Source organism: Halosolutus sp. DAT137, assembly GCF_059736405.1.
This window is the reverse complement of the sequence record NZ_JCAQID010000008.1, coordinates 326,259-348,186: the sequence shown is the minus strand read 5'-3', so window position 1 is coordinate 348,186 and position 21,928 is coordinate 326,259. Positions and strand designations below refer to the sequence as shown.

Sequence of the window (21,928 nt, the reverse complement as noted above, 5' to 3'; positions counted from 1 at the left end):
GCTCGGAGTAGGACACGATGATTCGGAACAGAAGACCGAGTTCGAAGTCGACTCTCGTCGTCTTCCGGTGTTACACCCGACGATACCAGACTCCACACGCGAGTGGACGGTACTATCGCGGGACCAGCCACGAACGGCGACACCCCCTCTGCGTCCGATCGATCGGTTCCCACCTCCGGCCCGACGACACGCCGACTCCTGTCGGCGAGTTCACGCAATCCACATTCGGCGACATATGAGCACTGTAGAGCAGCAACTCGACGATTTGAAAGCAGAGATCACGAGCGAGCTACCGAGCGATATCTCGGTTTCCTCGGTGAAATACGAAGGCCCGGAACTGGTCGTCTACACGCGCGATCCGAAGAAATTCGCCCAGAAAGGCGATCTCATCCGGAAACTCGCGAGTAAACTCCGGAAACGAATTACCGTCCGCCCCGACCCGAGCGTCCTCTCGCGGCCGGACACCGCCCGCGAGGAGATTATGCAAGTCATCCCCGAAGAAGCAGGCGTGACGGACCTCGACTTCCACGCCGACACCGGCGAAGTCGTCATCGAGGCCCAAAAGCCCGGCATGGTGATCGGCCGCCACGGCTCGACGCTCCGGGACATCACGAAGAACGTCGGCTGGACGCCCGAAGTCGTCCGCACGCCGCCGATCGAATCCTCCACCGTCTCGAACGTCCGGAGCTTCCTCAAACAAGAACGCGACGAGCGCCGTGACATTCTCGAGCGCGTCGGCCGGCAGATCCACCGCGAGGAGATGTCCGACGACCAGTACGTTCGCATCACGACGCTCGGGTGCTGTCGCGAGGTCGGGCGCGCCTCGTTTATTCTCTCGACGCCCGAAACCCGCATCCTCATCGACTGCGGTGACAAGCCCGGTGCCGAAGGCGAGGTCCCGTACCTCCACGCGCCCGAAGCGCTCGGTGCCGGCCCGCAGACGATTGACGCGGTCGTCCTCACTCACGCCCACCTCGACCACTCCGCGCTGATCCCGCTCCTGTTCAAGTACGGCTACGACGGTCCGATCTACTGTACGGAGCCCACGCGGGACCTGATGGGACTGTTGACGCTCGACTACCTCGACGTCGCCGCCAAGGAGGGACGCGCCCCACCGTACGAAAGCGAGCAAGTTCGGGAAGCGATCAAACACACCATCCCGCTCGAGTACGGCGACGTCACCGACATCGCACCCGACGTCAAACTCACCTTCCACAACGCGGGCCACATTCTCGGCTCGGCCGTGAGCCACTTCCACATCGGCGACGGTCTCTACAACGTCGCGTTCTCCGGCGACATTCACTACGACGACACGCGGCTGTTCAACGGCGCGGTCAACGACTTTCCGCGCGTCGAAACCCTCGTCCTCGAGTCGACCTACGGCGGTCGCAACGACTACCAGACCGACCAGGAGGACTCCGAACGGAACTTGATCGAGATCATCAACGATACCCACGAGAAGGGCGGGAAGGTCCTTATCCCCGCCTTCGCCGTGGGTCGTTCTCAGGAGATCATGCTCGTCCTCGAGAAGGCGATGCGCAATGGCGAAATTCCCAAGATGCCGGTCCACCTGGACGGGATGATCTGGGAGGCAACCGCGATCCATACCACCTATCCCGAGTACCTTCGGGACGACCTCCGCGATCGAATCTTCCACGACGACGAGAACCCGTTCCTCGCGGAGGAGTTCAACCACATCGACGCCGGTGAGGAAGAGCGACAGGACGTCGCGGACGACGGTCCCTGTATCATCCTCTCGACTTCCGGGATGGTCACGGGCGGCCCGATCATGTCCTGGCTCTCTCACATCGGTCCCGACCCGGACTCGACGCTCGTCTTCGTCGGCTATCAGGCCCAGGGGACCCTCGGCCGACGCATCCAGAACGGCTGGGACGAAATCCCGACCAGCGAGGTCGGCTCGATGAGCAGCGGCAACGGCGGCGGCCGCGGCACCCTCTCGCTGAACATGAACGTCGAAACCGTCGACGGCTTCTCCGGCCACGCCGACCGGGCGGGTCTCGAGAACTTCGTCCGAACGATGAATCCCCGCCCCGAGAAGGTGCTCTGTGTCCACGGCGACGAGCGATCGACCCAGGACCTCTCTTCCGCGCTGTACCACGAGTTCGATATGCGAACGTTCGCGCCGAAAAACCTCGAGACGTTCCGCTTCCTGTAGTGTAGCCCGTTTTCGTGCTGGTGACCGTACCAGCGCCGCCGAATTGTGTTCTTTTCGGGAGGTCCAGTTACTCCGCAATCGTCTCGGCGGGATCGACGACCTCGCCAGTCGCGGGGTAGACGCCGACCTGATCGCAGATATCAGCGAGGGGACACGCTTCCGGGTCGTCCAGACAGGCGGGCTTCCGGGCGCGACAGTATTCGCGGCCGAACTGGATGGTCGCGGTGTGACCGAAACCGCACTTTGCGGCCGGAACGTCTCGCTCGAGAACGGCACGAACCGCCTCGTGGTCCGCGTCCGGCGGAGCGATCCCCATTCGTCGATAGATTCGGTGAACGTGCGTGTCGACCGGAAAGACGCCGCCGCGTCCGCCCGCAAAGAGCAGGACGCAGTCTGCGGTTTTCGGCCCCACGCCGCGCACGTCGAGCAAGGTTTCGCGGACCTCGGACGGCTCCTCGTCTTTGACGAACGCGTCGAAGGCCGCGGCGGAGCCAAACGCTTCCAGAACCCACTCGGCCGTCGCGATCAGCGTTTCCGATTTCTGGTTGTACAGCCCCGCGGAACTGATCGTCTCCGCGAGTTCGTCCTGCTCGGCGGCGGCGATCGACTCGGCGAGGTCGACTCCCTCGTCACCGTATCGATCGATCAGCGCATCGTGTGCGGGCTGGCTCGCGACATCGCTCGTGTTCTGGCTCAGAATCGCCCGAACGAGACAGGTGAAGGCGTCCCGTCCGCCGTAGGTCTTCTGCCAGTAGCGTTCGCCCAGCCGATCGACGACGCGTTCGGCTCGCGTCTCGGCCGTCGCGGGATCGAACTCGGCGGGCCGCCCACCGCCGGCCGTTCCGCCGCTGATGTTGACCGCAGGCTCCGGATCGTCGCGCATAGAAGGAGCTTCGTGCGCGGGCAGCAAAGTCGCACCGGAACCGGTATCTGGTCTCACCGTCGGCGGCTCGGTATCGACGACGACCCCGCCCTCGACGGACGCTCACTCGACCGTGATCGTCACCGTCGCTTCGGCACCCGCAGCGAGCGCGTCGACGAGGTCGCGATCGAATCCCTCGGCCGCGAACTCGGCGTCGTTGACGATCGTTCGATCGTCGACGTACTCGCTCGTCCGGCCGACGGCGCTGCGCTCGTTCGTCAATTCGAAGTCGGGGTCGCCACGGCCCGTCACCGAATCGCTGTGGCCGTCCGCCTCGATCGTCACCGTGATCGTCGCCTCGGCGTTCTGGCAGGCCGCGACGAATTCCGGGCCGAAATCGGCCGGGGCGCGATCGGCGTCGATCGCGAGAATGCAGTCTCCGGCGGGTGTGAGGTAGTCGTCGGTCGTCACCTCGAACGTGCTCGCGTGTTCGGCTGTAACGTGCTCGTGGCCGCGGGCGTGGATCACTTCTTGCATACGATGAAATCGGTTCCCGCGATCGGAAAACGGAATCGAACCCGACCTGTCGGCCACGTCAGGAGGGTGATCGTCTCAGACCAGACTCGCGCCGTCGAACTCGCCGCGACTGTACTCGACGTCCATCAGATCGAGGATCGTCGGGGCGATGTCGAGTAAGTCGGCGTCGCCGATCGAGGCCTCCGGGTGGTCGATAAAGAGCGCGGTGTCGTCGAAGCTGTGCATCCCGTTTCGCGGCCCGGTGTCGAACACCTCCGCATCGGCTTTGAAGCCCGATTTGAGGTCGAAGCCCTTGGTCGGAATTGCGACGAGGTCCGGAGCGATATCGTCGTGGTCGCCCCGGAACGCGTCTTCCTTCTCGACGACGCGCTCGACGACCGTCCTGCCGTCGGGTCCCTCGAGTGCTTCGAGTTCGGCCTTGAGTTCGTCGCGAACAGCGTCGTACTCGTCTTCGGGAACCGAGCCACGAGGTTCGCGGCCTTCGAGGTTGAGATAGAAGCGACCAGGAATGAACGAGTAGGCTTTCGTCTCCGTGGCGATGTCGCCCAGTTCTTCCGGCTCGTCCGTCTCGAAGGAAAGCCAGCCCTCCTCGCGAAGCCACTCGTTGAAGTGAACTTCGTAGTCGAGACTCGTAAAGCCGTGATCGGAGGCGACGATCATCGTCGCGTCGTCGGGCATCGCCTCGCGCAGGCGACCGACGTACTCGTCGACTTTCTGGTAGAACTCGATGAACTCGTCGTGGTACTCGCCGTCGCGTTCGTAGTCTTTGAACAGGAAGTGGTTGACTCGGTCGGTCGTCATGAAGACGCCGAAAAAGAGGTCCCAATCGTCTTCCTCAATGTAGTGTTCGAACGCCTCGAACCGGGCGTCGACCGTGGTGTGAGCGTCTTCGATGAATTCGGACTTGTCGTCCTGATGGCCGAGTTTCGGGTTGACGTCGATGCGATAGTTGAGCGAGTCGAGATACTCGCGTACGTCCTCCGGGTACGCGGCCTTCTCGAGGTCCGGCGAGAGAAAGCCCGAGACCATCCGCTGGACGTTGCGCTGTGGCGGGAACGTGACGGGGACGTTCATCACGCTCGCCTGCCTGCCGGCTTCCTGAACGCGATCCCAGACGCGATCGGCCTGGACCTCTCGTCCCATCGGGACGTAGGTGTCGTAGGTCCCGACTTCGCGGTCCTGAAAGCCGTAGACGCCGGTCTCGCCTGGGTTCTTTCCCGTCGTGAGCGACGGCCAACAGGCGCTTGACTCCGGCGGGACGATGCTCGAAATCTCGGCGGCGGTTCCCTCGTCAGCGATCGCCGCGAAGTTAGGAAACAGTTCCTCGTGTTCGGAGAGGAGACTATACGGCACGCCGTCGACCCCGATGAACGCGACTCGGGGATCGCCGTCGCCCCGTAATCGATCGAACAGACCCATGGACGGGCTTAGTTCGACCGTATACAAGAAGGTTCGTTTCGAGACACGTTTTCGAGAACCGCTGACAGCTTCACGCCAACCGGGGTACGGGTCGGTCGAAGTGTCGTTTCGCCCAGTCGGTCTGTCTCACTCGCTGGCGCGTACTCGGATCCGATCCTCACTCACGGCGGCCGTTCTCGGCGTTCGGATCGAAGTTCGTCGGGACGACGGTCGGATGAGCCATCCCCACGCCGGCGTCGTCGCTGTCTGGCGATGGGAACTGTCGGGTGGGCGGATTGGAGGCTGCCATCACAGGCGTACGGACGGGTTCACGGCCAATAAAATTACCCATGCTCATAATGCATGAGTCCCGTGGGCGGCGATAACTCCGGTGAATCTGGCGGGTCCCTGCTGGAACCGCGAAACGACACCCCGGTGAGAGCCGACTGCGTTACTCGAAGTGCTCTTCGTAGAGGTCCTGGGCGTGTTCGATCGCGTCGTAGGCGGCCTGTCTGTCCTCCCAGCCGAGCGTCTCGACCTCTTTGCCCGCTTCGAGGTTCTTGTAGGTCGCGAAGAATTCGTCGATCTCGTCGCGCTGTTGCTGTGGGATGTCCGCGAGGTCCTCGATGTGATCGTAGCGTGGGTCCTCAGAGGGCACTGCGATGACCTTGTCGTCCTGCTCGCCGTCGTCGTCCATCTTCATCAGCGCGACGGGACGGGCTTCGATGACGCAACCGGGGAACGTCTGGTCCTCGACGAGGACGAGCACGTCGAAGGGGTCCTCGTCGTCGTAGTACGACTGCGGAATGAAGCCGTAATCAGACGGGTAGTGGACGTTGCTGTGGAGGACGCGATCGAGAACGACGCCCGGGATGTCCTTGTCGTACTCATACTTGTTTCGCTCGCCTTTGAGACATTCGACGACGGCGTAGATTTCTTCTGGCGCGTTCGGTCCGGTTTCGAGGTCTTCCCAGAGATTGACCATGTACCGGAACTCTACCGGTGGATCAAAAAGTACTTTCGTAATCGAGTTTCAACTCTCAGTTGACGGCACGCCAGACAGCCGATGGACGTCCCCCGATCGCACCAGCGGTCGGGGATCCCACGATAGCTACGTAGAGCGATCTACACGTCGAAAGTGGCCAAATAGTTGGCAAGTCTTAAATAGTCTGGTGACATTTGCACACGTATGTCAGAGGCACAATCAATCACCGGCGAACAGAGTATCGCACGCGACCTGACTGCGTTCCAGACGAATATCCTCGTTATCCTCGCCAAGGAACCCATGTACGGGCTGGCAATCAAGCGAGAGCTCGAGGAATACTACGGAACCGAGGTCAACCACGGTCGACTCTACCCGAACCTCGACGAACTCGTCGATCTCGGACTGGTCCAGAAGAGCGAACTGGACAAGCGAACGAACCAGTACTCGCTGACCGACGACGGCTACGACGCCGTTCTCGACGGAGTCGAGTGGACCCTCTCGAAGGTCGTCACGGACGACGACCGCGCCGAGGAAATCCGCGACCTCGTCGATCAGAGCTACTGAGACCCTACTGAACCTGGAATTCGGGCACCGGTTCACCGGCCGTCTCGTAGACGATCGCGATCGACTCGTCGATCAACTCTCGCTGTTTTTGTGACGGCCACGCGTTCCGGACGAAGTACTCCGATCGAAACTCCGCGAGCTCCGCCGGCGTCGCGGATTCGATCGGTTTCGCGTAGTGATTACTGAAGAAATCTGCCAGAACTGACGCGTTCGCCCCGTGAACCTCGCCGTGAGCCGTACTGACGGCACTGACGAGGTCCCGATTGTGCATCTCGACTACGTGCCAGTCGTCGGGATCGCCCGTCCCGTCGAGTGGAATCTCTATCGCCCGATCTATATCGTCGATGCGATCGGTTCGGATGACTCCCTCCGTCTGGTCGTGCCATTCCTCGGGATGGAGCACGAGCGTCGAATCTCCCGAGTCGTCGCGCACACGTGCGGTAAAGTCGTGCTCGTCGAGGAGTTGCTCGCGACGATCGAGGTACGCCGTGCGCTCGTTCTTGTCGGTAGCTCGCCGTGCTCGGCGGGTTAGTCGCTCGGCATCGTCGACGACGGCGGCCGGGAGTTCCTCCCCGCCCTCGTCGTTTCGTTCTGCACCTGTGCCCGCTTTTTGGGGAGATGTATCCGTTTCACTGACAGTTGTGTCCGCTTCGACCTCGTCCGCGATCGAATCCCCGTCCGCGTTCCGATCCCCGTCCGCGTTCCGATCGTCCATACCGAGCGGTAGACGCTCGAAGACTTTTCTCTTGCTGGTCTGTGATTTGCACACTTCGGGAGTCGTCGGTTCTGTCGAATTCGCGCGGCGGAGTTATCCCTGTTCGAGGGCCTCGGTAGCCAGCCCGTCGGCTCGGTCGTTGACTTCTCGCGGGACGTGTTCGATGGTCCACTCGTCGAAGGCCCCGAGGAGTTCGTGGACGGTGACGCGCCTCTCGCGCAGTTCGGGGTTGTTCGTATCGTACTCTCCGCGGACTTGCTTGACGATCAGTTCGGAATCACCGCGGACGTTGAGTTCGTCGTAGCCGTAGTCGCGGGCTGCCTCGAGAGCGGCGGTCAGCGCCTCGTACTCGGCCTGGTTGTTCGTCGCACGCCCGATCCGCTTGCTCCCCTCCGCAACGATCCCGTCGCCGGTGACGATCACCCACCCGATCGCTGCGGGACCGGGGTTGCCGTGACACGCGCCGTCGAAGTAGACGTGTGCGCGCCCACCACCCTCTCGAAGCAGTGCCTCGAGATCCTGGGGATTTCCACCCTGAATGACGACTTTATCGTCGTAGGCGACCGCCGTCGCGTCGCCGCGGCTTGCACGCCACCGTTCGTGACCTGTGTTTCCCGGTTCTACGCTGACTCCTGCAGCTTCGAGTCGGTCGCGGGCCGCCTCGACGTCGCACTCGATGACCGGCATTCGTAGCTGAGGTCGGCCAGAACGGAATAAAGTCTTTCCGGTTCCAATTCGTAAACCTTGGGACTGAAGCGCCGTATGTGCCGTTTTCGGCAAATGAGCGTCCGTGACCGAAAATCCAGTCCAAGGATTTATATACTTTGGTGATACTACTATAAAAGTGCGATGACACGGTCCACCCGCCAGCGGGAGCGAACGCGTGAGACGGACGAGACCGAGGATCAGGAGGGGGTACGTGCCTGCCCCGAGTGTGAATCGGACAATCTCGTAAAGGACTCCGACAGGGGTGAGCTCATCTGCGAAGACTGTGGGCTCGTCGTGGAGGAAGAAAAGATCGATCCCGGTCCTGAGTGGCGGGCGTTCAACCACCAGGAACGACAGGAGAAGTCCCGCGTCGGCGCGCCGACGACCCAGACGATGCACGACAAGGGATTGACGACGACGATCGACTGGAAAGACAAAGACGCCTACGGCAGATCTATTTCCTCGAAAAAGCGCAGTCAGATGCACCGACTGCGCAAGTGGCAAGAACGCATCCGAACGAAAGACGCCGGCGAACGCAACCTGCAGTTCGCCCTCAGCGAAATCGATCGGATGGCCTCAGCACTGGGCGTCCCGCGATCGGTTCGTGAAGTCGCGTCGGTGATCTACCGACGCGCGCTGAAAGAAGATCTCATCCGCGGCCGATCGATCGAGGGCGTCGCAACGTCGGCGCTCTATGCCGCCTGCCGGAAAGAAGGGATCCCCCGCAGCCTCGAAGAAATTTCGGAGGTGTCCCGGGTCGAGCGGAAAGAGATCGGCCGCACCTATCGATACATTTCCCAGGAACTCGGTCTCGAGATGCGCCCCGTCGATCCGAAAAAGTACGTCCCGCGCTTTTGCTCCGAACTCGAACTCTCCGAAGAAGTCCAGACCAAGGCCAACGAAATTATCGAGAAAACGGCCGAGGAAGGGCTTCTCTCGGGCAAGTCACCGACCGGTTACGCTGCAGCCGCGATCTACGCTGCGTCGCTGCTCTGTAACGAGAAAAAGACCCAGCGCGAAGTCGCAGACGTCGCACAGGTGACCGAGGTGACGATCCGGAACCGGTATCAAGAACAGATCGAAGCGATGGGAATCCACGGCTAACGGTCCGTCTCCGCGAACTCCGTTTTCGACGTCGAACCACTCCGACCAGCGCCGGCACTGCTTCGTGCAACCGATCGTGTCGCGTGGCCGTCGCTCTCTCGCTGTTGGTCGAGAGCAAGAGACAGCGTGGTCGTGTACGGATGACGGCCGCTGTGTTTCAGGAAGAGGGGAGATCGGTCACTGCAACGTCCGGCCGTAACTATCGGTACCGTGAGGTAGCTGCTGTGAATAACAGGCGAGCAACAACGGTTCGAGTCCTACTCGTCTTTGCCCACACTGATAACCTGCAACAGCGAGTAGACGGGAACGCCGTTGAGTTCTTCGACACCCTGCTTGTCCGCCAGCACGACGCAGGCCAGCGGTTCACCGCCTTTTGCACGGATCGCCTCGATCGTTTCACGCATCGTCGTACCGCTCGTAATCGTGTCGTCGACGACGTAACACTCCCGATCGCGGATGCCGGCGAAATTTCGTGAAAAGGTGCCGCCGAGGTCCTCGATGTCGCCTTCCTCCCACTGGTGTTTCGCGGGCGTGTAGGTCCCGAGATCCGTCTCGAGTTCGCTCGCGACGAGCGTCGCGATCGGCCCGCCGGCTTTCTCGATCCCGATGGTCAGATCGACGTCTTCGCCGTGTTTAGCGAGCAGATCGGCCATCGCCGATGCGATCGCACCCATCCGCTTGCTATCCCGACCGATCGCCGACCAGTCGACGTGGATGTCCTGTGGACCGCTCGGGGCGGCTTCGCTCCCCTCCGCCGCGCGCTGGTCGGTCGACTGTGCCGTTGCGCCGCTTCGCTCGACGAGCCAGCTCGCCGTTTCTCGGGAGACGTTCAGTTCGTCTGCGATCTCACCTTTCGAGAGGCCGCGGGCAGCGAGGTCTGCCGCGCTCTCGATGAGGTCGTCAACGTTTTTCATAGCTTCGCGTTCGCGGGCCGCTTTTATCAATGCTACGAGGTTGTCGTCAGTTCCCACGGTTCATACTCGATCGATCTTCGTGGTACGAGGTGGCTCGATCGATCACCCTGGCGCGACTGCGTGCATCGCTCTCCGGTTTCGATAACTGGAAACGATTATCCCACTGCCGACACCTGTAGGAGACATGGAACGATACGATCTCGTCTACCGGCTCTACGACGAGTACGATACGAAGACGCTACAGGAGTACCAGGAGTTCGTCGACGTGTTCCCGGCCGTCGATTCCCGGGTCGCACTCGACCACTGGCAGGAGGCAAACGACGAACTCGAAGCGCGGAAAAACGAGATTCGATCGGACTTTGCGGCCGGCGAGACGTTCGCCGAAGTCGCCTCGCGGGCAACGCGCGACCAGGCGTTTACCGCACTCGATTTGCAGGCGAAGTACGGGCGCGCGGTGAACGTGCTCGTCCTCGACGTCGACGAGACGCTCCGGTCGGCCGGCGGGACTGACAACGAGATTCCCCGTGACACGCTCCACGTCCTGACGGAGTTTTACGAACAGGGCGTCCCGATCGTCATCTGTACGGGCCAGACTTTGGAGAACGTCAAGGGATTCGCGATTCAGGGCCTGGGCAGCGAAATCGTCCATTCGGGTGATCTCTCGATCGTCTACGAGGCGGGGACGGGCGTGTTCACGCCGGGCCACGGCGCGGAGACGAAGCAACTCCTCTACGAGGACTTAGACGACGAAATCCGCGACGTCTTCGACGACGTACGCAGCCGTATCCTGCCGGAAGCGCCGGAGAACCTCCGCCGTGGATGCCACTTGCAGGGCAACGAGTTCAATATCACCATGAAGCCGAACTACGAAACCGGGTCCTCGCAGGCGCGGGCGGTGATCGACGAAGCCCTCGTTTACGAAATCGATCTGCTCGCGGACGCCGTCGCGACGGCGATCGGAATCGACGGGCAAGCGTCCGACGAGGACGACGACCCCGACGACGTGGCCGAAAACGGTGCTGCCGAGATCGAGGGCGAACGCGTCCGGGACTGGACCCGCGCGTTCTATGCGGCCCAGGACCCGGAGATCAGAGCCGTTCTCGAAGGAGAGGGTGCCTATCCGGATATCGACGTGGATGCGGTTCCGGACTCGCTCGTCGACGTTCTCGAGCGGATCGACGTCGCTTACTACGAGGCTGACGCTGCAGAAATCGGCAGTCTCGAACTCAACAAGGTCGTCGGCGTCGAACGGGCGCTCGACGTGCTCGGCATCGAAGACCCGTTCGCACTCGTCATGGGCGACTCGAAGAGCGACCTGCGGGTCATGCGGTGGGTCGACGAGAACGACGCCGGAATCGCGGCCGCGCCGGAACACGCCTCCCGCGATACGCTCGATCACGTCCTCGAAACGGACGAACTCGTCTTCGATCAAGGAAAGAGCGTCGACGTGTTGCAAACGATCTACGCGCTCAATCGACTCGCTCGATTGGAGTGATACGAATCGGTATACTGTGTTTCCGGTGATCGAAGTGGGTCGGTCGAGACGACCCGCCGACGAATCTCCGTTTCGCGTTCAGAACGATCGGGTCCGCTGGGTCCCCGTGAGGATCAGGACGCGGCCGTCGTCGGTGATCGAAAAGCTTCCAAGCGTCGCCCACTCGTCGCCGATGTCCCGGTTTGCATCGACGTACTCGCGGAGCGTATCGGCGTCCGCGTTTCGCTCGTTCTCGTAGAGGAAGGCCTGACGGAGGTCAGTTTCTTCCCCGTTCAATTCGTACGAGATCGACGATCCCATGAGTCCGTTTTGGTAGTCCTCGAGACCGCTACCGGATGAAGGCATCTCGACATCCTCGTCCACCTCTCGCGGTTGAAACAGGGTGCCGTAGGCAAGGTGGCCGGTGCTGGATCGATTCAACAGCGTTTCGGCGTCCTCGTTTTCTTCCCACCGGTTTTCTCCGTTCCACCGGGCGTCGATCGCCCGTTCGACCGCGTCTACGGCGGCGATAGGGGTCGGACCGCTCACCTGAATGACGTGATTGTTGTTGACGGCAAACGACTCGTTCTGGGATTCGTACTGGTACAGGTCGTATCCTTCGTATTCACCCTCAGAAGAGAGCCCCTGACCGTCGTCTACCGGTTCGTTGTCGTCGATCCAACGCTCGAGACTGTCTTCGACGCGTTCGGTATCGAATCCACCACTGATAACGTCGACGGTCACGCTGATGGAGTTCGACTCCTCGTACTCCTGGGTCTGCCCGTCCCACGTTTCTTCTTCGACGGTGTACTCGATTTCCCACTCGATCGTCTGGCTGAGATGCCAGTTCGTCTCGGTTGCGGGCACGCTGATTTTGTCGCGCATCCTGCTCCCGAGCGACAGCGAGTCGAGACCGCCGAGTTCCTCTTCGTGGTCGAGTATCGGGTCGGTTTGCGTGAACCTGTACTCTCGCTGCCTAATTTCTTGACTGTCGAGAGATGGGCTTGCGAAGTGGTTTTCTCGCCACTGGGCTTCCTGAAAAATCTCGCCGAACGATGGTTCGACGAGCCAGTTCGAGACTGAGACACTATCGTACTCCTCCCCCATCCCCGGAATACTCGCCGTACAACCTGCAAGTCCAGCAGCACCGACCGCAAAGAGGCCGGCGCTTCCGTTTCGGAGCGCCTCGCGTCGTGAAATCTCTTTCATCTGGTTCAGACGATTACAGCGCGATTACATAAGCTCTCTGGAATTACAGGAGAAAATGTACGTATCGCTATCCTACCGGTTTCGGGGCACGGACGGACTCACGGGAGCGCAAACCTCCAGACGCATCGCCAATTCCCGGCGATCGCGATGCCGGAAGACCGGCGATCACGCTAGCGAGCCGGTAGGCGAGTTGCGGTCGACCGACTCGACGTATTTGTGCGCCCGCTGCGTATCGGCAGGTATGGATCGTACGGAGGAACGCGCGGCAGTTCGCGACGCGGTTCGCGAGTTCGCCCGTGAGGAGATTCGTCCGACTGCGCTCGAAGCTGATCGAACCGGGACGTTTCCCGAAGACGTCTGGGACGGACTCGCCAAACTGGACCTGACGGGACTGACGGTCCCCGAGGAGTACGGCGGGTACGATGCCGATCCGGTCACTGCCGCCGTGGTCAACGAGGAGGTAGCCTACGGGATGCTCGCGGTCGCAACGGCACTGTCGGTCCACTCGCTCGCCACGTCGTGCATCGCGACGTTCGCCAGCGAAGACCTGAAAGCGCGGTGGCTCCCCGAGATGGCTGCGGGACGACCGATCGGGGCCTTCGCGCTCTCGGAACCCCACGCGGGATCGAACCCGGCCGCAATGTCGACGGAAGCGCGCCGACGCTCCGCAGCGGAGACTGACGCCGACTCGCCGGAAACCGTTGCCGCCGAAGACGGCGACGAGTACGTCATCAACGGCGAGAAGCAGTGGATTACGAACGGCGATCGGGCAGGCGTCTACATCCTGTTCGCGAAGACGGACCGGGACGATCCGTCGACGGTGACTCAGTTTCTCGTCCCCGGAGACGTAGACGGACTGACCGTCGGTGAGAAAGAAGACAAACTCGGCCTTCGCGCGAGCGACACCACGAGTCTGACGTTCGACGATGTCCGAATCCCCGCGGAATTTCGTCTGACCGAGGAAGGAAACGGGTTGTCGGCGGCGTTCGAGATTCTCACCGGCGGCCGGATTGCGATCGCCGCCCAGTCGGTCGGACTGGCACAGTGTGCACTCGACGAGGCACTCGCCTACAGCCAGGAGCGCGAACAGTTCGGTGGCCCGATCGCTGACATCCAGTCGATCCGGCACAAACTTGCCGAAATGGCGACCAGAACGTCGGCCGCCAGGCTGTTGACCCGCGAAGCCGCCAAGACGCGGGCCGAAGGGGGCGCTGCACTCGAGGCGAGCATGGCGAAATACTCCGCCAGCGAGACGGCGATGTTCGTCACGAACGAGGCGGTCCAGATCCACGGTGGGTACGGCTACGTCACCGAGACGGACGTCGAACGGCTCTACCGGGACGCAAAGATTACCGAGATTTACGAGGGCACGACCGAAATTCAAAAGACCGTGATCGCCCGCGAATTGCTGGAGTGAGACGGGTGACTCTCTGCGCTGCCGGTGTGAGACGGGGGACTCTCTGCACATCCGCCTCAAACCGAAGACGAGAAAGACGACCGAAGTCACTATTCTTCACCCACCCGTATCACGACTCGTGAGCGATTACGACGCTGTCATCTACGATCTCGACGGAACGCTCGTTCATCTCGACGTCGACTGGGCGATCGTCGAGCGGGACGTTCGGGCCGTCTACGAGCGCGCAGATATCGATCCGCCCGGCGATGGGCTCTGGGGACTGCTCGGGGGTGCGGACGGCCAGGACATCGCCGCCGACGTCGAGGCTGCGATCGCTGCCCACGAACGCGCGGGTGCCCGACGGTCGCGTCGATTACCCCACGCGGACGACCTGCTCGAGCGCGACGGCCCGATCGCGGTCTGTTCGCTCAACTGCGAGGCCGCGTGTCGCGTCGCACTCGCAGAACACGGTCTCGCAGACGCCGTCGACGTCATCGTCGGCCGGGATACGGTCCGCAATCACAAACCACATCCGGAACCGCTGCTCGAAGCCGTCGACGAACTCGACGTCGCGCCCGATCGAGCGGTGTTCGTCGGCGACTCGCAAACGGACGAACAGACGGCCGATCGAGCGGGCGTCCCCTTCGAGTACGTCTGGGACGAAGAATTAGGTCTCTGAGACGGGGTCAGAAAACACTACCTTTGTCGGACTCACTCACTCTGGGTTCGTTTTGCGTACGCGAAGACGACGAGACCGACCAGCAGCCAGACGACCGCACCGACCCGAACCGCGAACTCCGCACGCGAACTCCACGTCGGCAGGTCAGCGGGAACGGAGAGCAAGGCGACGATCGGGGCCCCCACGAGAATCGTGGTGATGAACGTGACCTGCATCACCCAACCGTAGTCGATCCCTTCGGGATCGGTGGTTTCGACGGGTTCTGGCACACCTGACGGTCGCGAGGGAGTCGTATTAAGCCCGCCGTTTCGCCACCGCGGCTGTCGGCGCTCTGTAGCCGATCGTCCGACCGTCGATCGAGAGCGGAGACATTTAACGCCCGGACGCCAACGGTCGGGTATGCCGACGGTACGCGATCTGCAGGCCAAAACCGGCGAGGAACCGATCACGATGCTCACGGCGTACGACGCCCCCTCCGCGGCGATCGTCGACAACGCGGGCGTCGATGTCATCCTCGTCGGCGATAGCGTCGGGAACGCGACGCTTGGCTACGAGACGACGCTTCCGGTGTCGGTCGACGGCATAGCCCACCACGTCGGAGCCGTCTCCCGAGAGACCGAAGACGCGCTGGTCGTCGCGGATATGCCCTTCCTCTCGTTCGGGGTTGACGAGAAAGACAGCATCGAGAACGCTGGCCGGATGCTCAAAGACGAGGGTGCCCACGCAGTCAAACTCGAAAGCGGTCCTCACACCGTCGACCTCACCGAACGGATGGTCCAGCTGGGAATTCCGGTGATGGCCCACCTCGGACTGACGCCCCAGCACGTCAACCAGTACGGCGGCTACCCCCGGCAAGGGACCGATCAGAAGGCCGCAGAGCGGATTCTCGACCTCGCACGCGCTCACGAAGAGGCCGGCGCGTTCTCGCTCGTGCTCGAACACGTCCCAGCAAACCTCGCCGCGGAGGTCACCGACGCATTGAACATTCCGACGATCGGGATCGGTGCCGGCCCGGACTGTGACGGACAGGTGCTCGTGTTAAACGACGCGGTGGGGCTGAGCGAGTGGTCTCCCTCGTTCTCGAAGCAGTTCGGCGCGGTTCGCGAGGAGATGGAACGCGCGATCGACGAGTACGTCTCGGCCGTCGAATCGGGCGCGTTCCCCGCGGACGAACACAGTCACGAACAGCAGGATCTCGAGGAGTTCTACTGAGGCCGGCCACTGAGCGCTGGCTGACAGAGAGCGACATGGAACCGGGAAGCGGCCCGGAACCGGGAGGCGGCCCGGAATCCGAAAGTGGTCCGAAAACGGGAAGCGGCCCAAAGGCGTAGGTGCGGTCGCTCCAGTCAGTCGTCGATCGAGTCGAGAAAGTCCACGAGCGCTGCGTTGAACGCCTCGGGCTGTTCGATCATCGCAAGATGGGCCGCGTCTTCGACCTCGGCGAGTTCAGCACCCTCGATCTCGTCGGCGAGGTACTCGTGGAACCACGGTGGCGTCAACTGGTCGTATTCGCCGTAGATCGCGAGCGTCGGTACGTCGATTTCGCCCACTCGATCGCGAACGTCGAACTCGTGGCAGGTCAGAAAGTCCCGGCGAGTCACCGACTGTCCGCACTCGTGCAGTTGTTCGATCGATCGCTCGCGAATCTCCGGTCCGGGATCGTGAAAGAGCCGATCGGGACCGTGGAGAAATTCGACCGCGCGATCGAAATCCTCCTCGAGCCACACGAGCAGGTCCTCGAGAACGCCGAGTCGAGCCCCCGTCGCGGTGAGGACGATCGCTTCGGGCTCGAAATCCCGTTCGAGCAACGTATGCATGACAACCGCACCGCCCAGCGAGTTCCCGACGAGAACTCCTGCGCCCGTGGCCTCGGCAACGGCGATAACGTCGTCTGCGTACGCAGAGAGGGCAACGTACCCCGAACCGGCGTCGATGTCGTCCGAATCGCCGTGGCCGCTCAGGTCGACCCGGACGACCGGCGCGCGACCGGCCAGCGATCGCTGTTGACTCCAGACCGTCCGAGAGCCGCCGCTGCCGTGAATATAACAAACTGGCGGTCCGTCGCCGCCGCGATCCGTCACGTCGTAGGCCGTCTCCCGACCGTGATGCGAAACCGTCTCCATACGTCTCTGAACGGCGGGGATACCTATAAATACTCGATTCGCACGAGTGCTTCGTCGCAGCTATCATCACCAGCGCGACCGTATGGGGCGTGTCATACGGATTAGTGTCATTAATTACCGCCGATTGGCCAATACGGTTCGCCGTTCGGCGGTACCTACGGGCACTAATCCGTATCAGTCCCACGTGTCGTCAGTAATCGCCAAGAACCCCAAGACGCCGTGCTCGTCGGGTCGAGTACTGGAATACTGCGTAGCCCGCCGCAAGGTATCCCCCGGCGACGGCGATCAACAGCCCCAGTTCGATCGGCGCGAACTCCCAGAGCCGGATTCCGTCGACCATCGCGCGCTGGAGGAGGGCACTACCGTGGGCTAGCGGAAGAAATCGCATCCATCCGAGGTCGAACGCCGGTGCGGAAACCAGCACGATGAACCCGAACTGCAGGAGGTTGAGCCAGTTGCCGATCTGTTTGTAGAGGACGGTGATGCCGCCGGCTGCCAGGCCGAGCCCGAGTACCGAGACGATACTGAGCGTTGCGATGGCGACGACGGTGAGCAGATTCAGTGCCAGCGTCGTTCCGGTAAGGATGATCATGACCACCAGCACGATCGTCGACGTGAGGAACGTCCGGACGATCTTCGCGACGCCTTTGAGGAGCACGACCGGGGCGAATCCGAACGGCGTCATCACGTGGCGTTCGAGGGTACCCCACTGGACCTCGCTCCCGATGTCGTTGGAGATAGACGAGTACGCGCCGACCGAGAGCGTCCAGAGGAAGTAGCCGACGATGATCCCCTCGATCGAGCCGGTCAGGGCCTGCCCGGCGACCATCTGCCCGCCGTAAAAGAGCACGCCGAAAAAGAACAGCGCGACGATGATGCCGCCGATCGCGTTGGCGGGATAGCGAACGAAAAGCAGGAACTCGCGGTAGAGTACGGCTTTCGAGAGTAGGTAGTAGCCCGCCGGTCGTGGCGTCTCGACAGGGTCGGTCCCGCGTGCGGTCATCGGTCCTCCCAGTGGGTCTCGCGGACGGTCATCGGTCCCTCGTCGGGCGTCGTCAGGCCAACGAACACGTCTTCGAGGTCGGGTTCGACGGTGCGGAGGCCATCGAGAGTGACGCCTGCAGCGTGGAGTCGCGCCATCAGGTCGTACACACCGTCGCTGTCCGTCGTCACCTCGATTCGCACACCCCGATCGCGTCGCTCGACCTCGATCGTCTCGAATCGATTCCGAAGCGCTGAGACGATTTCCGGGGTAAGGTCGCTACTCGTAATCCGAACTGAGTGTCGATCGCTCCGGGACAGAAGGGCATCGACGGTGTCGTCCGCGATGATCGAGCCGTCGGACATGATGAGGACGCGATCGCACACCGTCTCGACGACGTCCATATTGTGGCTGCTCAGAACGACGGTGAGGTCCTCCTCTTCGACGAGGCGGCGCAACTCCCGCTGGAGCGTGCGCGAACTCTCGACGTCCAGCCCCAGCGTCGGTTCGTCGAGAAAGACCACCGTCGCCCCGCCGGCGATGACGCTGGCCAGGGACACCTTCTGTTTCATCCCGCGCGATAGCTCGCGTACCGGAACGTCGGCCTTCTCTGCGAGTCCGAGCTGTGTGAGTAGTCGGTCGTGGCGACCGCTCACCGAATCCGGATCGATGCCGCTGATGGTCGTAAAGTACCGGAGGTTTTCCCGGACGGTCAACCGCCAGTAGTCGTTTCGCGCGCCTTCCAACATCGCGTCGACGTGGGTGTAGGCCCGGCGCGGGTCGTCATAGACGTCGATCCCCCGAATTCGGACCGTTCCGCTGTCGGGGAGGACCATCCCGAGAATCGACTTGATCAGGGTCGTTTTCCCCGCACCGTTGGGACCGAGTAGTCCGACGATCGAGCCGGATTTGATGTCGAATGTCACGTCGTCGACCGCCGTAATCGCCTCGACTCCATTCCCGAAGCGTTTGGACAGTCCTTCGACGGCGACAGCGATCTGACCATCCGTCGCTGCCGGCTCGTTGTCGCGATTCTCTCGACGATCGGCCTGTGTTCGGTCGTCGGTAACGGGTCGGTACCGACCGAGTCCCGGTCCATCAGAAGCGCCCGCGGTTGCCATCCCGCCGGTCGGGCCACCGGTGTCCTCCCCGGAGGCCAACTCGCTGTTCTCTCCCACGGTCACACTCGACACTCAGGTGTGCCAGCTACAAAAGCCCGAGCCACCCACGAGAATCCGTGTCACCGACGGGAGTCTGATCCAGCCGCGAGCAGAGACCGATCGTTCTGTACCTGTCCACGCCGACGGCATCCCGTCGAACGCGTCGCAGACCGCTTAAACTGGTGTGAACTGCGAACAACGCTCTTTACCAAATTCAACTGCAGTCTATGGGTTTATCACCGAAAGATTTATATACTTTTGGTGCTTACCTTGGGTTAGTCAAAAAATGACACTCGAACAATTCACTCGCAACGACGGGCAGATTGCCCGGACGTACGAGTACGAAGACGAGGCGATGATCGTCGTTGACTTCGGCGCGGCCGGAGCCGACGCGACCGTCGATCTAGTCGACGATACCGTTATCGTCGTGATCGGGGACGCAGGCGAGCGTTCCGGCGATCGGACGAACGAATCGTCGCCTGAGGCGGATGCACAGTACGAATTCGAACTCCCGGCTGATGTAGACGACGCGCACACGTTTATGAAAAACGGGGTGCTCACTGTCGAACTGGAGAGCCACCAATGAAACTCACTGTCAAACCACTGAAACAGAAGGACGCAGGCCGCGGACTGGCGGCGATCGATCGGGTCTCGATGCGAGAGCTCGATCTCGAGAACGGCGACTACATCCTCATCGAAGGGAAAAGTGATGGCCAGACCGTTGCGCGCGTCTGGCCCGGCTATCCCGAGGACGAAGGGCGCGGAATCATCCGAATCGACGGCCGGCTTCGACAGGAGGCCGATGTCGGGATCGACGACCGCGTGACGATCGAGCCCGCGGACGTCAACCCCGCGAAATCGGTCACCGTGGCGCTCCCGCAGAACCTTCGCATTCGCGGTGACATCGGACCGCTCGTCCGCGACAAGCTTTCCGGCCAGGCCGTCACCGAGGGCCAGACCGTTCCGTTCTCGCTCTCGTTCGGCCCGATGGCCAGCTCTGGCCAGTCGGTCCCCCTGAAGATCGCGAGCACCTCGCCGTCGGGCACCGTCGTCATTACGGACTCGACGAACATCGAGATCTCCGAGACGCCGGCCGAACAGGTCACGTCCGGTCGCGGTCCCTCCGCAGAGGGCGTCCCGAACGTCACCTACGAGGACATCGGCGGCCTGGACGACGAACTCGACCAGGTTCGCGAGATGATCGAACTGCCGATGCGCCACCCCGAGCTGTTCCAGCAACTCGGCATCGAACCGCCGAAGGGCGTCCTCTTACACGGCCCGCCGGGGACGGGGAAGACCCTGATGGCCAAAGCCGTCGCCAGCGAAATCGACGCCCACTTCGAGACGATCTCCGGTCCGGAGATCATGTCGAAATACTATGGCGAAAGCGAAGAGCAACTCCGCGAGGTCTTCGAGGAGGCAGAAGAGAACGCGCCCGCGATCATCTTCATCGACGAACTCGACTCGATCGCGGCAAAGCGCGAAGACGCCGGCGGCGACGTCGAACGCCGGGTCGTCGCCCAGCTGCTCTCGCTGATGGACGGACTCGAAGAGCGCGGTCGCGTCACCGTCATCGCGGCGACCAACCGGATCGACGACATCGATCCCGCGCTTCGCCGCGGCGGGCGGTTCGATCGCGAGATCGAGATCGGCGTCCCGGACAAGGACGGCCGCAAGGAGATCCTGCAGGTCCACACTCGTGGGATGCCCCTGACGGAATCTATCGATCTCGATCAGTACGCGGAGAATACCCACGGCTTCGTCGGAGCCGACCTCGAGTCGCTGGCCCGCGAGAGCGCGATGAACGCGCTGCGTCGCATCCGGCCGGAACTCGACCTCGAGAGCGAGGAGATCGACGCCGACGTGCTCGAATCGCTGCAGGTCACCGAACGTGACTTCAAAGACGCGTTGAAAGGCATCCAGCCCTCCGCGATGCGAGAGGTCTTCGTCGAAGTCCCCGACGTCACCTGGAACGACGTGGGCGGACTCGGCGACACCAAAGAGCGCCTCCGCGAGACGATCCAGTGGCCACTCGACTACCCCGAAGTGTTCGAAGCTATGGACATGGAGGCCGCCAAGGGCGTCCTCATGTACGGCCCGCCGGGCACCGGGAAGACCCTGCTCGCGAAAGCCGTCGCCAACGAGGCCCAGTCGAACTTCATCTCGATCAAGGGCCCCGAACTGCTGAACAAGTACGTTGGCGAGTCCGAGAAAGGGGTTCGGGAGGTCTTCGAGAAGGCGCGGTCGAACGCACCGACCGTGATCTTCTTCGACGAGATCGACTCGATCGCGGGCGAACGCGGCCAGCGTCAGGGTGACTCCGGCGTCGGCGAACGCGTCGTCAGCCAGCTGCTGACCGAACTCGACGGACTCGAGGAACTCGAGGACGTCGTCGTCATCGCGACGACCAACCGCCCCGACCTGATCGACTCGGCGCTGCTCCGTCCCGGACGGCTGGACCGTCACGTTCACGTCCCCGTTCCGGACGAGGAGGGCCGCAAGAAGATCTTCGAGGTCCACACCCGCAACAAGCCGCTGGCGGAGTCGGTCGACCTCGAGTGGCTGGCGAGCGAAACCGAAGGCTACGTCGGCGCGGATATCGAAGCCGTCTGCCGCGAAGCCTCGATGGCCGCCAGCCGCGAGTTCATCACCTCGGTCGACCCCGAGGAGATGGCGGACACGATCGGGAACGTCCGCATCAGCAAGAGCCACTTCGAGCACGCCCTCGAGGAAGTCGGCCCGAGCGTGACTCCCGAGACCCGCGATCGGTACGCGGAGATCGAAGAACAGTTCGACTCGGCCGAACCGGCCCAGGAAGAAAACCAACTCGGTCGGACCTTCCAGTAACCCGACTGTAACGTTGGCCGACGCGGTGGACGTTCAACCGCGTGTTCGGCGTTCAACCGCGTGTTCGTTTTGGGGGGACTGTTTCGTGTCCCATG

At 62.3% G+C, this 21,928-nt stretch carries 22 protein-coding genes; 9 read left to right on the top strand and 13 right to left on the bottom strand.

What is annotated here, in order from left to right; genetic code table 11:
- The first annotated feature begins 235 nt into the window (after nucleotides 1-235).
- Nucleotides 236-2,176 (top strand): beta-CASP ribonuclease aCPSF1, encoded by a 1,941-nt coding sequence (locus tag AC6I6L_RS14845; protein ID WP_497918540.1) that lies wholly within the window; start codon nucleotides 236-238, stop codon nucleotides 2,174-2,176.
- Between the two features lie 67 nt (nucleotides 2,177-2,243).
- On the opposite strand, the gene AC6I6L_RS14840 is transcribed toward AC6I6L_RS14845, so the two are convergent.
- From AC6I6L_RS14840 to AC6I6L_RS14820, 5 genes are all read right to left on the bottom strand, one after another.
- Nucleotides 2,244-3,059, bottom strand: coding sequence for an endonuclease III domain-containing protein (locus AC6I6L_RS14840; RefSeq protein ID WP_497918539.1), 816 nt, complete (start codon nucleotides 3,057-3,059; stop codon nucleotides 2,244-2,246).
- A 102-nt stretch (nucleotides 3,060-3,161) separates the two neighbouring features.
- Nucleotides 3,162-3,575 (bottom strand): DUF371 domain-containing protein, encoded by a 414-nt coding sequence (locus AC6I6L_RS14835; RefSeq protein WP_497918538.1) that lies wholly within the window; start codon nucleotides 3,573-3,575, stop codon nucleotides 3,162-3,164.
- A 75-nt stretch (nucleotides 3,576-3,650) separates the two neighbouring features.
- Nucleotides 3,651-4,994 carry an alkaline phosphatase family protein gene (locus AC6I6L_RS14830; RefSeq protein ID WP_497918537.1) on the bottom strand — a complete coding sequence of 448 codons (1,344 nt, stop codon included), beginning with the start codon at nucleotides 4,992-4,994 and terminating at the stop codon, nucleotides 3,651-3,653.
- 157 nt (nucleotides 4,995-5,151) lie between these two features.
- Nucleotides 5,152-5,283 carry a hypothetical protein gene (locus AC6I6L_RS14825; RefSeq protein ID WP_497918536.1) on the bottom strand — a complete coding sequence of 44 codons (132 nt, stop codon included), beginning with the start codon at nucleotides 5,281-5,283 and terminating at the stop codon, nucleotides 5,152-5,154.
- Nucleotides 5,284-5,424: 141 nt separating this feature from the next.
- A complete protein-coding gene (locus tag AC6I6L_RS14820; RefSeq protein WP_497918535.1) occupies nucleotides 5,425-5,958 on the bottom strand; it encodes an inorganic diphosphatase in 534 nt (177 codons plus the stop codon).
- 204 nt (nucleotides 5,959-6,162) lie between these two features.
- Here AC6I6L_RS14820 and AC6I6L_RS14815 point away from each other — a divergent pair, with 204 nt between their 5' ends.
- The gene (locus AC6I6L_RS14815; RefSeq protein ID WP_497918534.1) at nucleotides 6,163-6,522 is read left to right on the top strand and encodes a PadR family transcriptional regulator; all 360 of its coding nucleotides are present in this window, start codon (nucleotides 6,163-6,165) and stop codon (nucleotides 6,520-6,522) included.
- Between the two features lie 4 nt (nucleotides 6,523-6,526).
- On the opposite strand, the gene AC6I6L_RS14810 is transcribed toward AC6I6L_RS14815, so the two are convergent.
- Both AC6I6L_RS14810 and rnhA read right to left on the bottom strand, forming a co-directional pair.
- Nucleotides 6,527-7,237, bottom strand: a complete 711-nt coding sequence (locus tag AC6I6L_RS14810) for a DUF7108 family protein (protein ID WP_497918533.1) — start codon at nucleotides 7,235-7,237, stop codon at nucleotides 6,527-6,529.
- 93 nt (nucleotides 7,238-7,330) lie between these two features.
- A complete protein-coding gene (gene rnhA / locus AC6I6L_RS14805; RefSeq protein WP_497918532.1) occupies nucleotides 7,331-7,924 on the bottom strand; it encodes a ribonuclease HI in 594 nt (197 codons plus the stop codon).
- A 162-nt stretch (nucleotides 7,925-8,086) separates the two neighbouring features.
- Between rnhA and AC6I6L_RS14800 the strand changes: the two genes are divergently transcribed.
- A complete protein-coding gene (locus tag AC6I6L_RS14800) occupies nucleotides 8,087-9,049 on the top strand; it encodes a transcription initiation factor IIB (protein ID WP_006108914.1) in 963 nt (320 codons plus the stop codon).
- Nucleotides 9,050-9,306: 257 nt separating this feature from the next.
- On the opposite strand, the gene gfcR is transcribed toward AC6I6L_RS14800, so the two are convergent.
- Nucleotides 9,307-9,963, bottom strand: a complete 657-nt coding sequence (gene gfcR / locus AC6I6L_RS14795) for a transcriptional regulator GfcR (RefSeq protein ID WP_497918531.1) — start codon at nucleotides 9,961-9,963, stop codon at nucleotides 9,307-9,309.
- 184 nt (nucleotides 9,964-10,147) lie between these two features.
- Here gfcR and AC6I6L_RS14790 point away from each other — a divergent pair, with 184 nt between their 5' ends.
- A complete protein-coding gene (locus tag AC6I6L_RS14790) occupies nucleotides 10,148-11,458 on the top strand; it encodes an HAD family hydrolase (RefSeq protein WP_497918530.1) in 1,311 nt (436 codons plus the stop codon).
- A gap of 78 nt (nucleotides 11,459-11,536) precedes the next feature.
- Here AC6I6L_RS14790 and AC6I6L_RS14785 read toward each other — a convergent pair whose 3' ends face one another.
- Nucleotides 11,537-12,646, bottom strand: a complete 1,110-nt coding sequence (locus AC6I6L_RS14785; protein WP_497918529.1) for a hypothetical protein — start codon at nucleotides 12,644-12,646, stop codon at nucleotides 11,537-11,539.
- 241 nt (nucleotides 12,647-12,887) lie between these two features.
- On the opposite strand from AC6I6L_RS14785, the gene AC6I6L_RS14780 reads away from it, so the two are divergent.
- Together AC6I6L_RS14780 and AC6I6L_RS14775 are read left to right on the top strand one after the other, a co-directional pair.
- Entirely contained in the window at nucleotides 12,888-14,063 is a 1,176-nt protein-coding gene (locus AC6I6L_RS14780; RefSeq protein ID WP_497918528.1) for an acyl-CoA dehydrogenase family protein, read from the top strand.
- 118 nt (nucleotides 14,064-14,181) lie between these two features.
- Complete coding sequence (locus tag AC6I6L_RS14775; protein ID WP_497918527.1) at nucleotides 14,182-14,721, top strand: HAD family hydrolase; 540 nt, start codon at nucleotides 14,182-14,184, stop codon at nucleotides 14,719-14,721.
- A 32-nt stretch (nucleotides 14,722-14,753) separates the two neighbouring features.
- Here AC6I6L_RS14775 and AC6I6L_RS14770 read toward each other — a convergent pair whose 3' ends face one another.
- Nucleotides 14,754-14,990, bottom strand: coding sequence for a DUF5822 domain-containing protein (locus AC6I6L_RS14770; RefSeq protein ID WP_497918526.1), 237 nt, complete (start codon nucleotides 14,988-14,990; stop codon nucleotides 14,754-14,756).
- A 130-nt stretch (nucleotides 14,991-15,120) separates the two neighbouring features.
- Here AC6I6L_RS14770 and panB point away from each other — a divergent pair, with 130 nt between their 5' ends.
- Nucleotides 15,121-15,933, top strand: a complete 813-nt coding sequence (panB, locus tag AC6I6L_RS14765; RefSeq protein ID WP_497918525.1) for a 3-methyl-2-oxobutanoate hydroxymethyltransferase — start codon at nucleotides 15,121-15,123, stop codon at nucleotides 15,931-15,933.
- A gap of 134 nt (nucleotides 15,934-16,067) precedes the next feature.
- Here panB and AC6I6L_RS14760 read toward each other — a convergent pair whose 3' ends face one another.
- The 3 genes from AC6I6L_RS14760 to AC6I6L_RS14750 form a co-directional block, all read right to left on the bottom strand.
- Nucleotides 16,068-16,844: an alpha/beta fold hydrolase gene (locus tag AC6I6L_RS14760; protein WP_497918524.1), complete on the bottom strand. Its 777-nt coding sequence runs from the start codon at nucleotides 16,842-16,844 to the stop codon at nucleotides 16,068-16,070.
- A gap of 190 nt (nucleotides 16,845-17,034) precedes the next feature.
- Nucleotides 17,035-17,847 (bottom strand): ABC transporter permease, encoded by an 813-nt coding sequence (locus tag AC6I6L_RS14755; protein ID WP_497918523.1) that lies wholly within the window; start codon nucleotides 17,845-17,847, stop codon nucleotides 17,035-17,037.
- The gene (locus AC6I6L_RS14750; protein WP_497918522.1) at nucleotides 17,844-19,010 is read right to left on the bottom strand and encodes an ABC transporter ATP-binding protein; all 1,167 of its coding nucleotides are present in this window, start codon (nucleotides 19,008-19,010) and stop codon (nucleotides 17,844-17,846) included. The genes AC6I6L_RS14755 and AC6I6L_RS14750 overlap by 4 nt, the downstream gene beginning before the upstream one ends.
- Nucleotides 19,011-19,272: 262 nt before the next feature.
- On the opposite strand from AC6I6L_RS14750, the gene AC6I6L_RS14745 reads away from it, so the two are divergent.
- Together AC6I6L_RS14745 and AC6I6L_RS14740 are read left to right on the top strand one after the other, a co-directional pair.
- Nucleotides 19,273-19,572: an Hsp20/alpha crystallin family protein gene (locus AC6I6L_RS14745; protein ID WP_497918521.1), complete on the top strand. Its 300-nt coding sequence runs from the start codon at nucleotides 19,273-19,275 to the stop codon at nucleotides 19,570-19,572.
- Nucleotides 19,569-21,833: a CDC48 family AAA ATPase gene (locus tag AC6I6L_RS14740; protein WP_497918520.1), complete on the top strand. Its 2,265-nt coding sequence runs from the start codon at nucleotides 19,569-19,571 to the stop codon at nucleotides 21,831-21,833. Before AC6I6L_RS14745 ends, AC6I6L_RS14740 begins: the two co-directional genes overlap by 4 nt.
- Nucleotides 21,834-21,928 lie beyond the last annotated feature (95 nt).

Excerpts from the sequence above, each read along its gene's own strand:
- AC6I6L_RS14815 (WP_497918534.1), top strand. The coding sequence starts at position 6,163 with ATGTCAGAGGCACAATCAATCACCGGCGAACAGAGTATCGCACGCGAC.
- rnhA (WP_497918532.1), bottom strand. The coding sequence starts at position 7,924 with ATGCCGGTCATCGAGTGCGACGTCGAGGCGGCCCGCGACCGACTCGAA.
- AC6I6L_RS14825 (WP_497918536.1), bottom strand. The coding sequence starts at position 5,283 with ATGGCAGCCTCCAATCCGCCCACCCGACAGTTCCCATCGCCAGACAGC.
- AC6I6L_RS14760 (WP_497918524.1), bottom strand. The coding sequence starts at position 16,844 with ATGGAGACGGTTTCGCATCACGGTCGGGAGACGGCCTACGACGTGACG.
- AC6I6L_RS14780 (WP_497918528.1), top strand. The coding sequence starts at position 12,888 with ATGGATCGTACGGAGGAACGCGCGGCAGTTCGCGACGCGGTTCGCGAG.
- AC6I6L_RS14790 (WP_497918530.1), top strand. The coding sequence starts at position 10,148 with ATGGAACGATACGATCTCGTCTACCGGCTCTACGACGAGTACGATACG.
- AC6I6L_RS14845 (WP_497918540.1), top strand. The coding sequence starts at position 236 with ATGAGCACTGTAGAGCAGCAACTCGACGATTTGAAAGCAGAGATCACG.
- AC6I6L_RS14740 (WP_497918520.1), top strand. The coding sequence starts at position 19,569 with ATGAAACTCACTGTCAAACCACTGAAACAGAAGGACGCAGGCCGCGGA.
- AC6I6L_RS14745 (WP_497918521.1), top strand. The coding sequence starts at position 19,273 with ATGACACTCGAACAATTCACTCGCAACGACGGGCAGATTGCCCGGACG.
- AC6I6L_RS14830 (WP_497918537.1), bottom strand. The coding sequence starts at position 4,994 with ATGGGTCTGTTCGATCGATTACGGGGCGACGGCGATCCCCGAGTCGCG.
- AC6I6L_RS14840 (WP_497918539.1), bottom strand. The coding sequence starts at position 3,059 with ATGCGCGACGATCCGGAGCCTGCGGTCAACATCAGCGGCGGAACGGCC.
- AC6I6L_RS14800 (WP_006108914.1), top strand. The coding sequence starts at position 8,087 with ATGACACGGTCCACCCGCCAGCGGGAGCGAACGCGTGAGACGGACGAG.
- AC6I6L_RS14820 (WP_497918535.1), bottom strand. The coding sequence starts at position 5,958 with ATGGTCAATCTCTGGGAAGACCTCGAAACCGGACCGAACGCGCCAGAA.
- AC6I6L_RS14835 (WP_497918538.1), bottom strand. The coding sequence starts at position 3,575 with ATGCAAGAAGTGATCCACGCCCGCGGCCACGAGCACGTTACAGCCGAA.
- panB (WP_497918525.1), top strand. The coding sequence starts at position 15,121 with ATGCCGACGGTACGCGATCTGCAGGCCAAAACCGGCGAGGAACCGATC.
- AC6I6L_RS14810 (WP_497918533.1), bottom strand. The coding sequence starts at position 7,237 with ATGGACGATCGGAACGCGGACGGGGATCGGAACGCGGACGGGGATTCG.
- AC6I6L_RS14755 (WP_497918523.1), bottom strand. The coding sequence starts at position 17,847 with ATGACCGCACGCGGGACCGACCCTGTCGAGACGCCACGACCGGCGGGC.
- gfcR (WP_497918531.1), bottom strand. The coding sequence starts at position 9,963 with ATGAAAAACGTTGACGACCTCATCGAGAGCGCGGCAGACCTCGCTGCC.
- AC6I6L_RS14785 (WP_497918529.1), bottom strand. The coding sequence starts at position 12,646 with ATGAAAGAGATTTCACGACGCGAGGCGCTCCGAAACGGAAGCGCCGGC.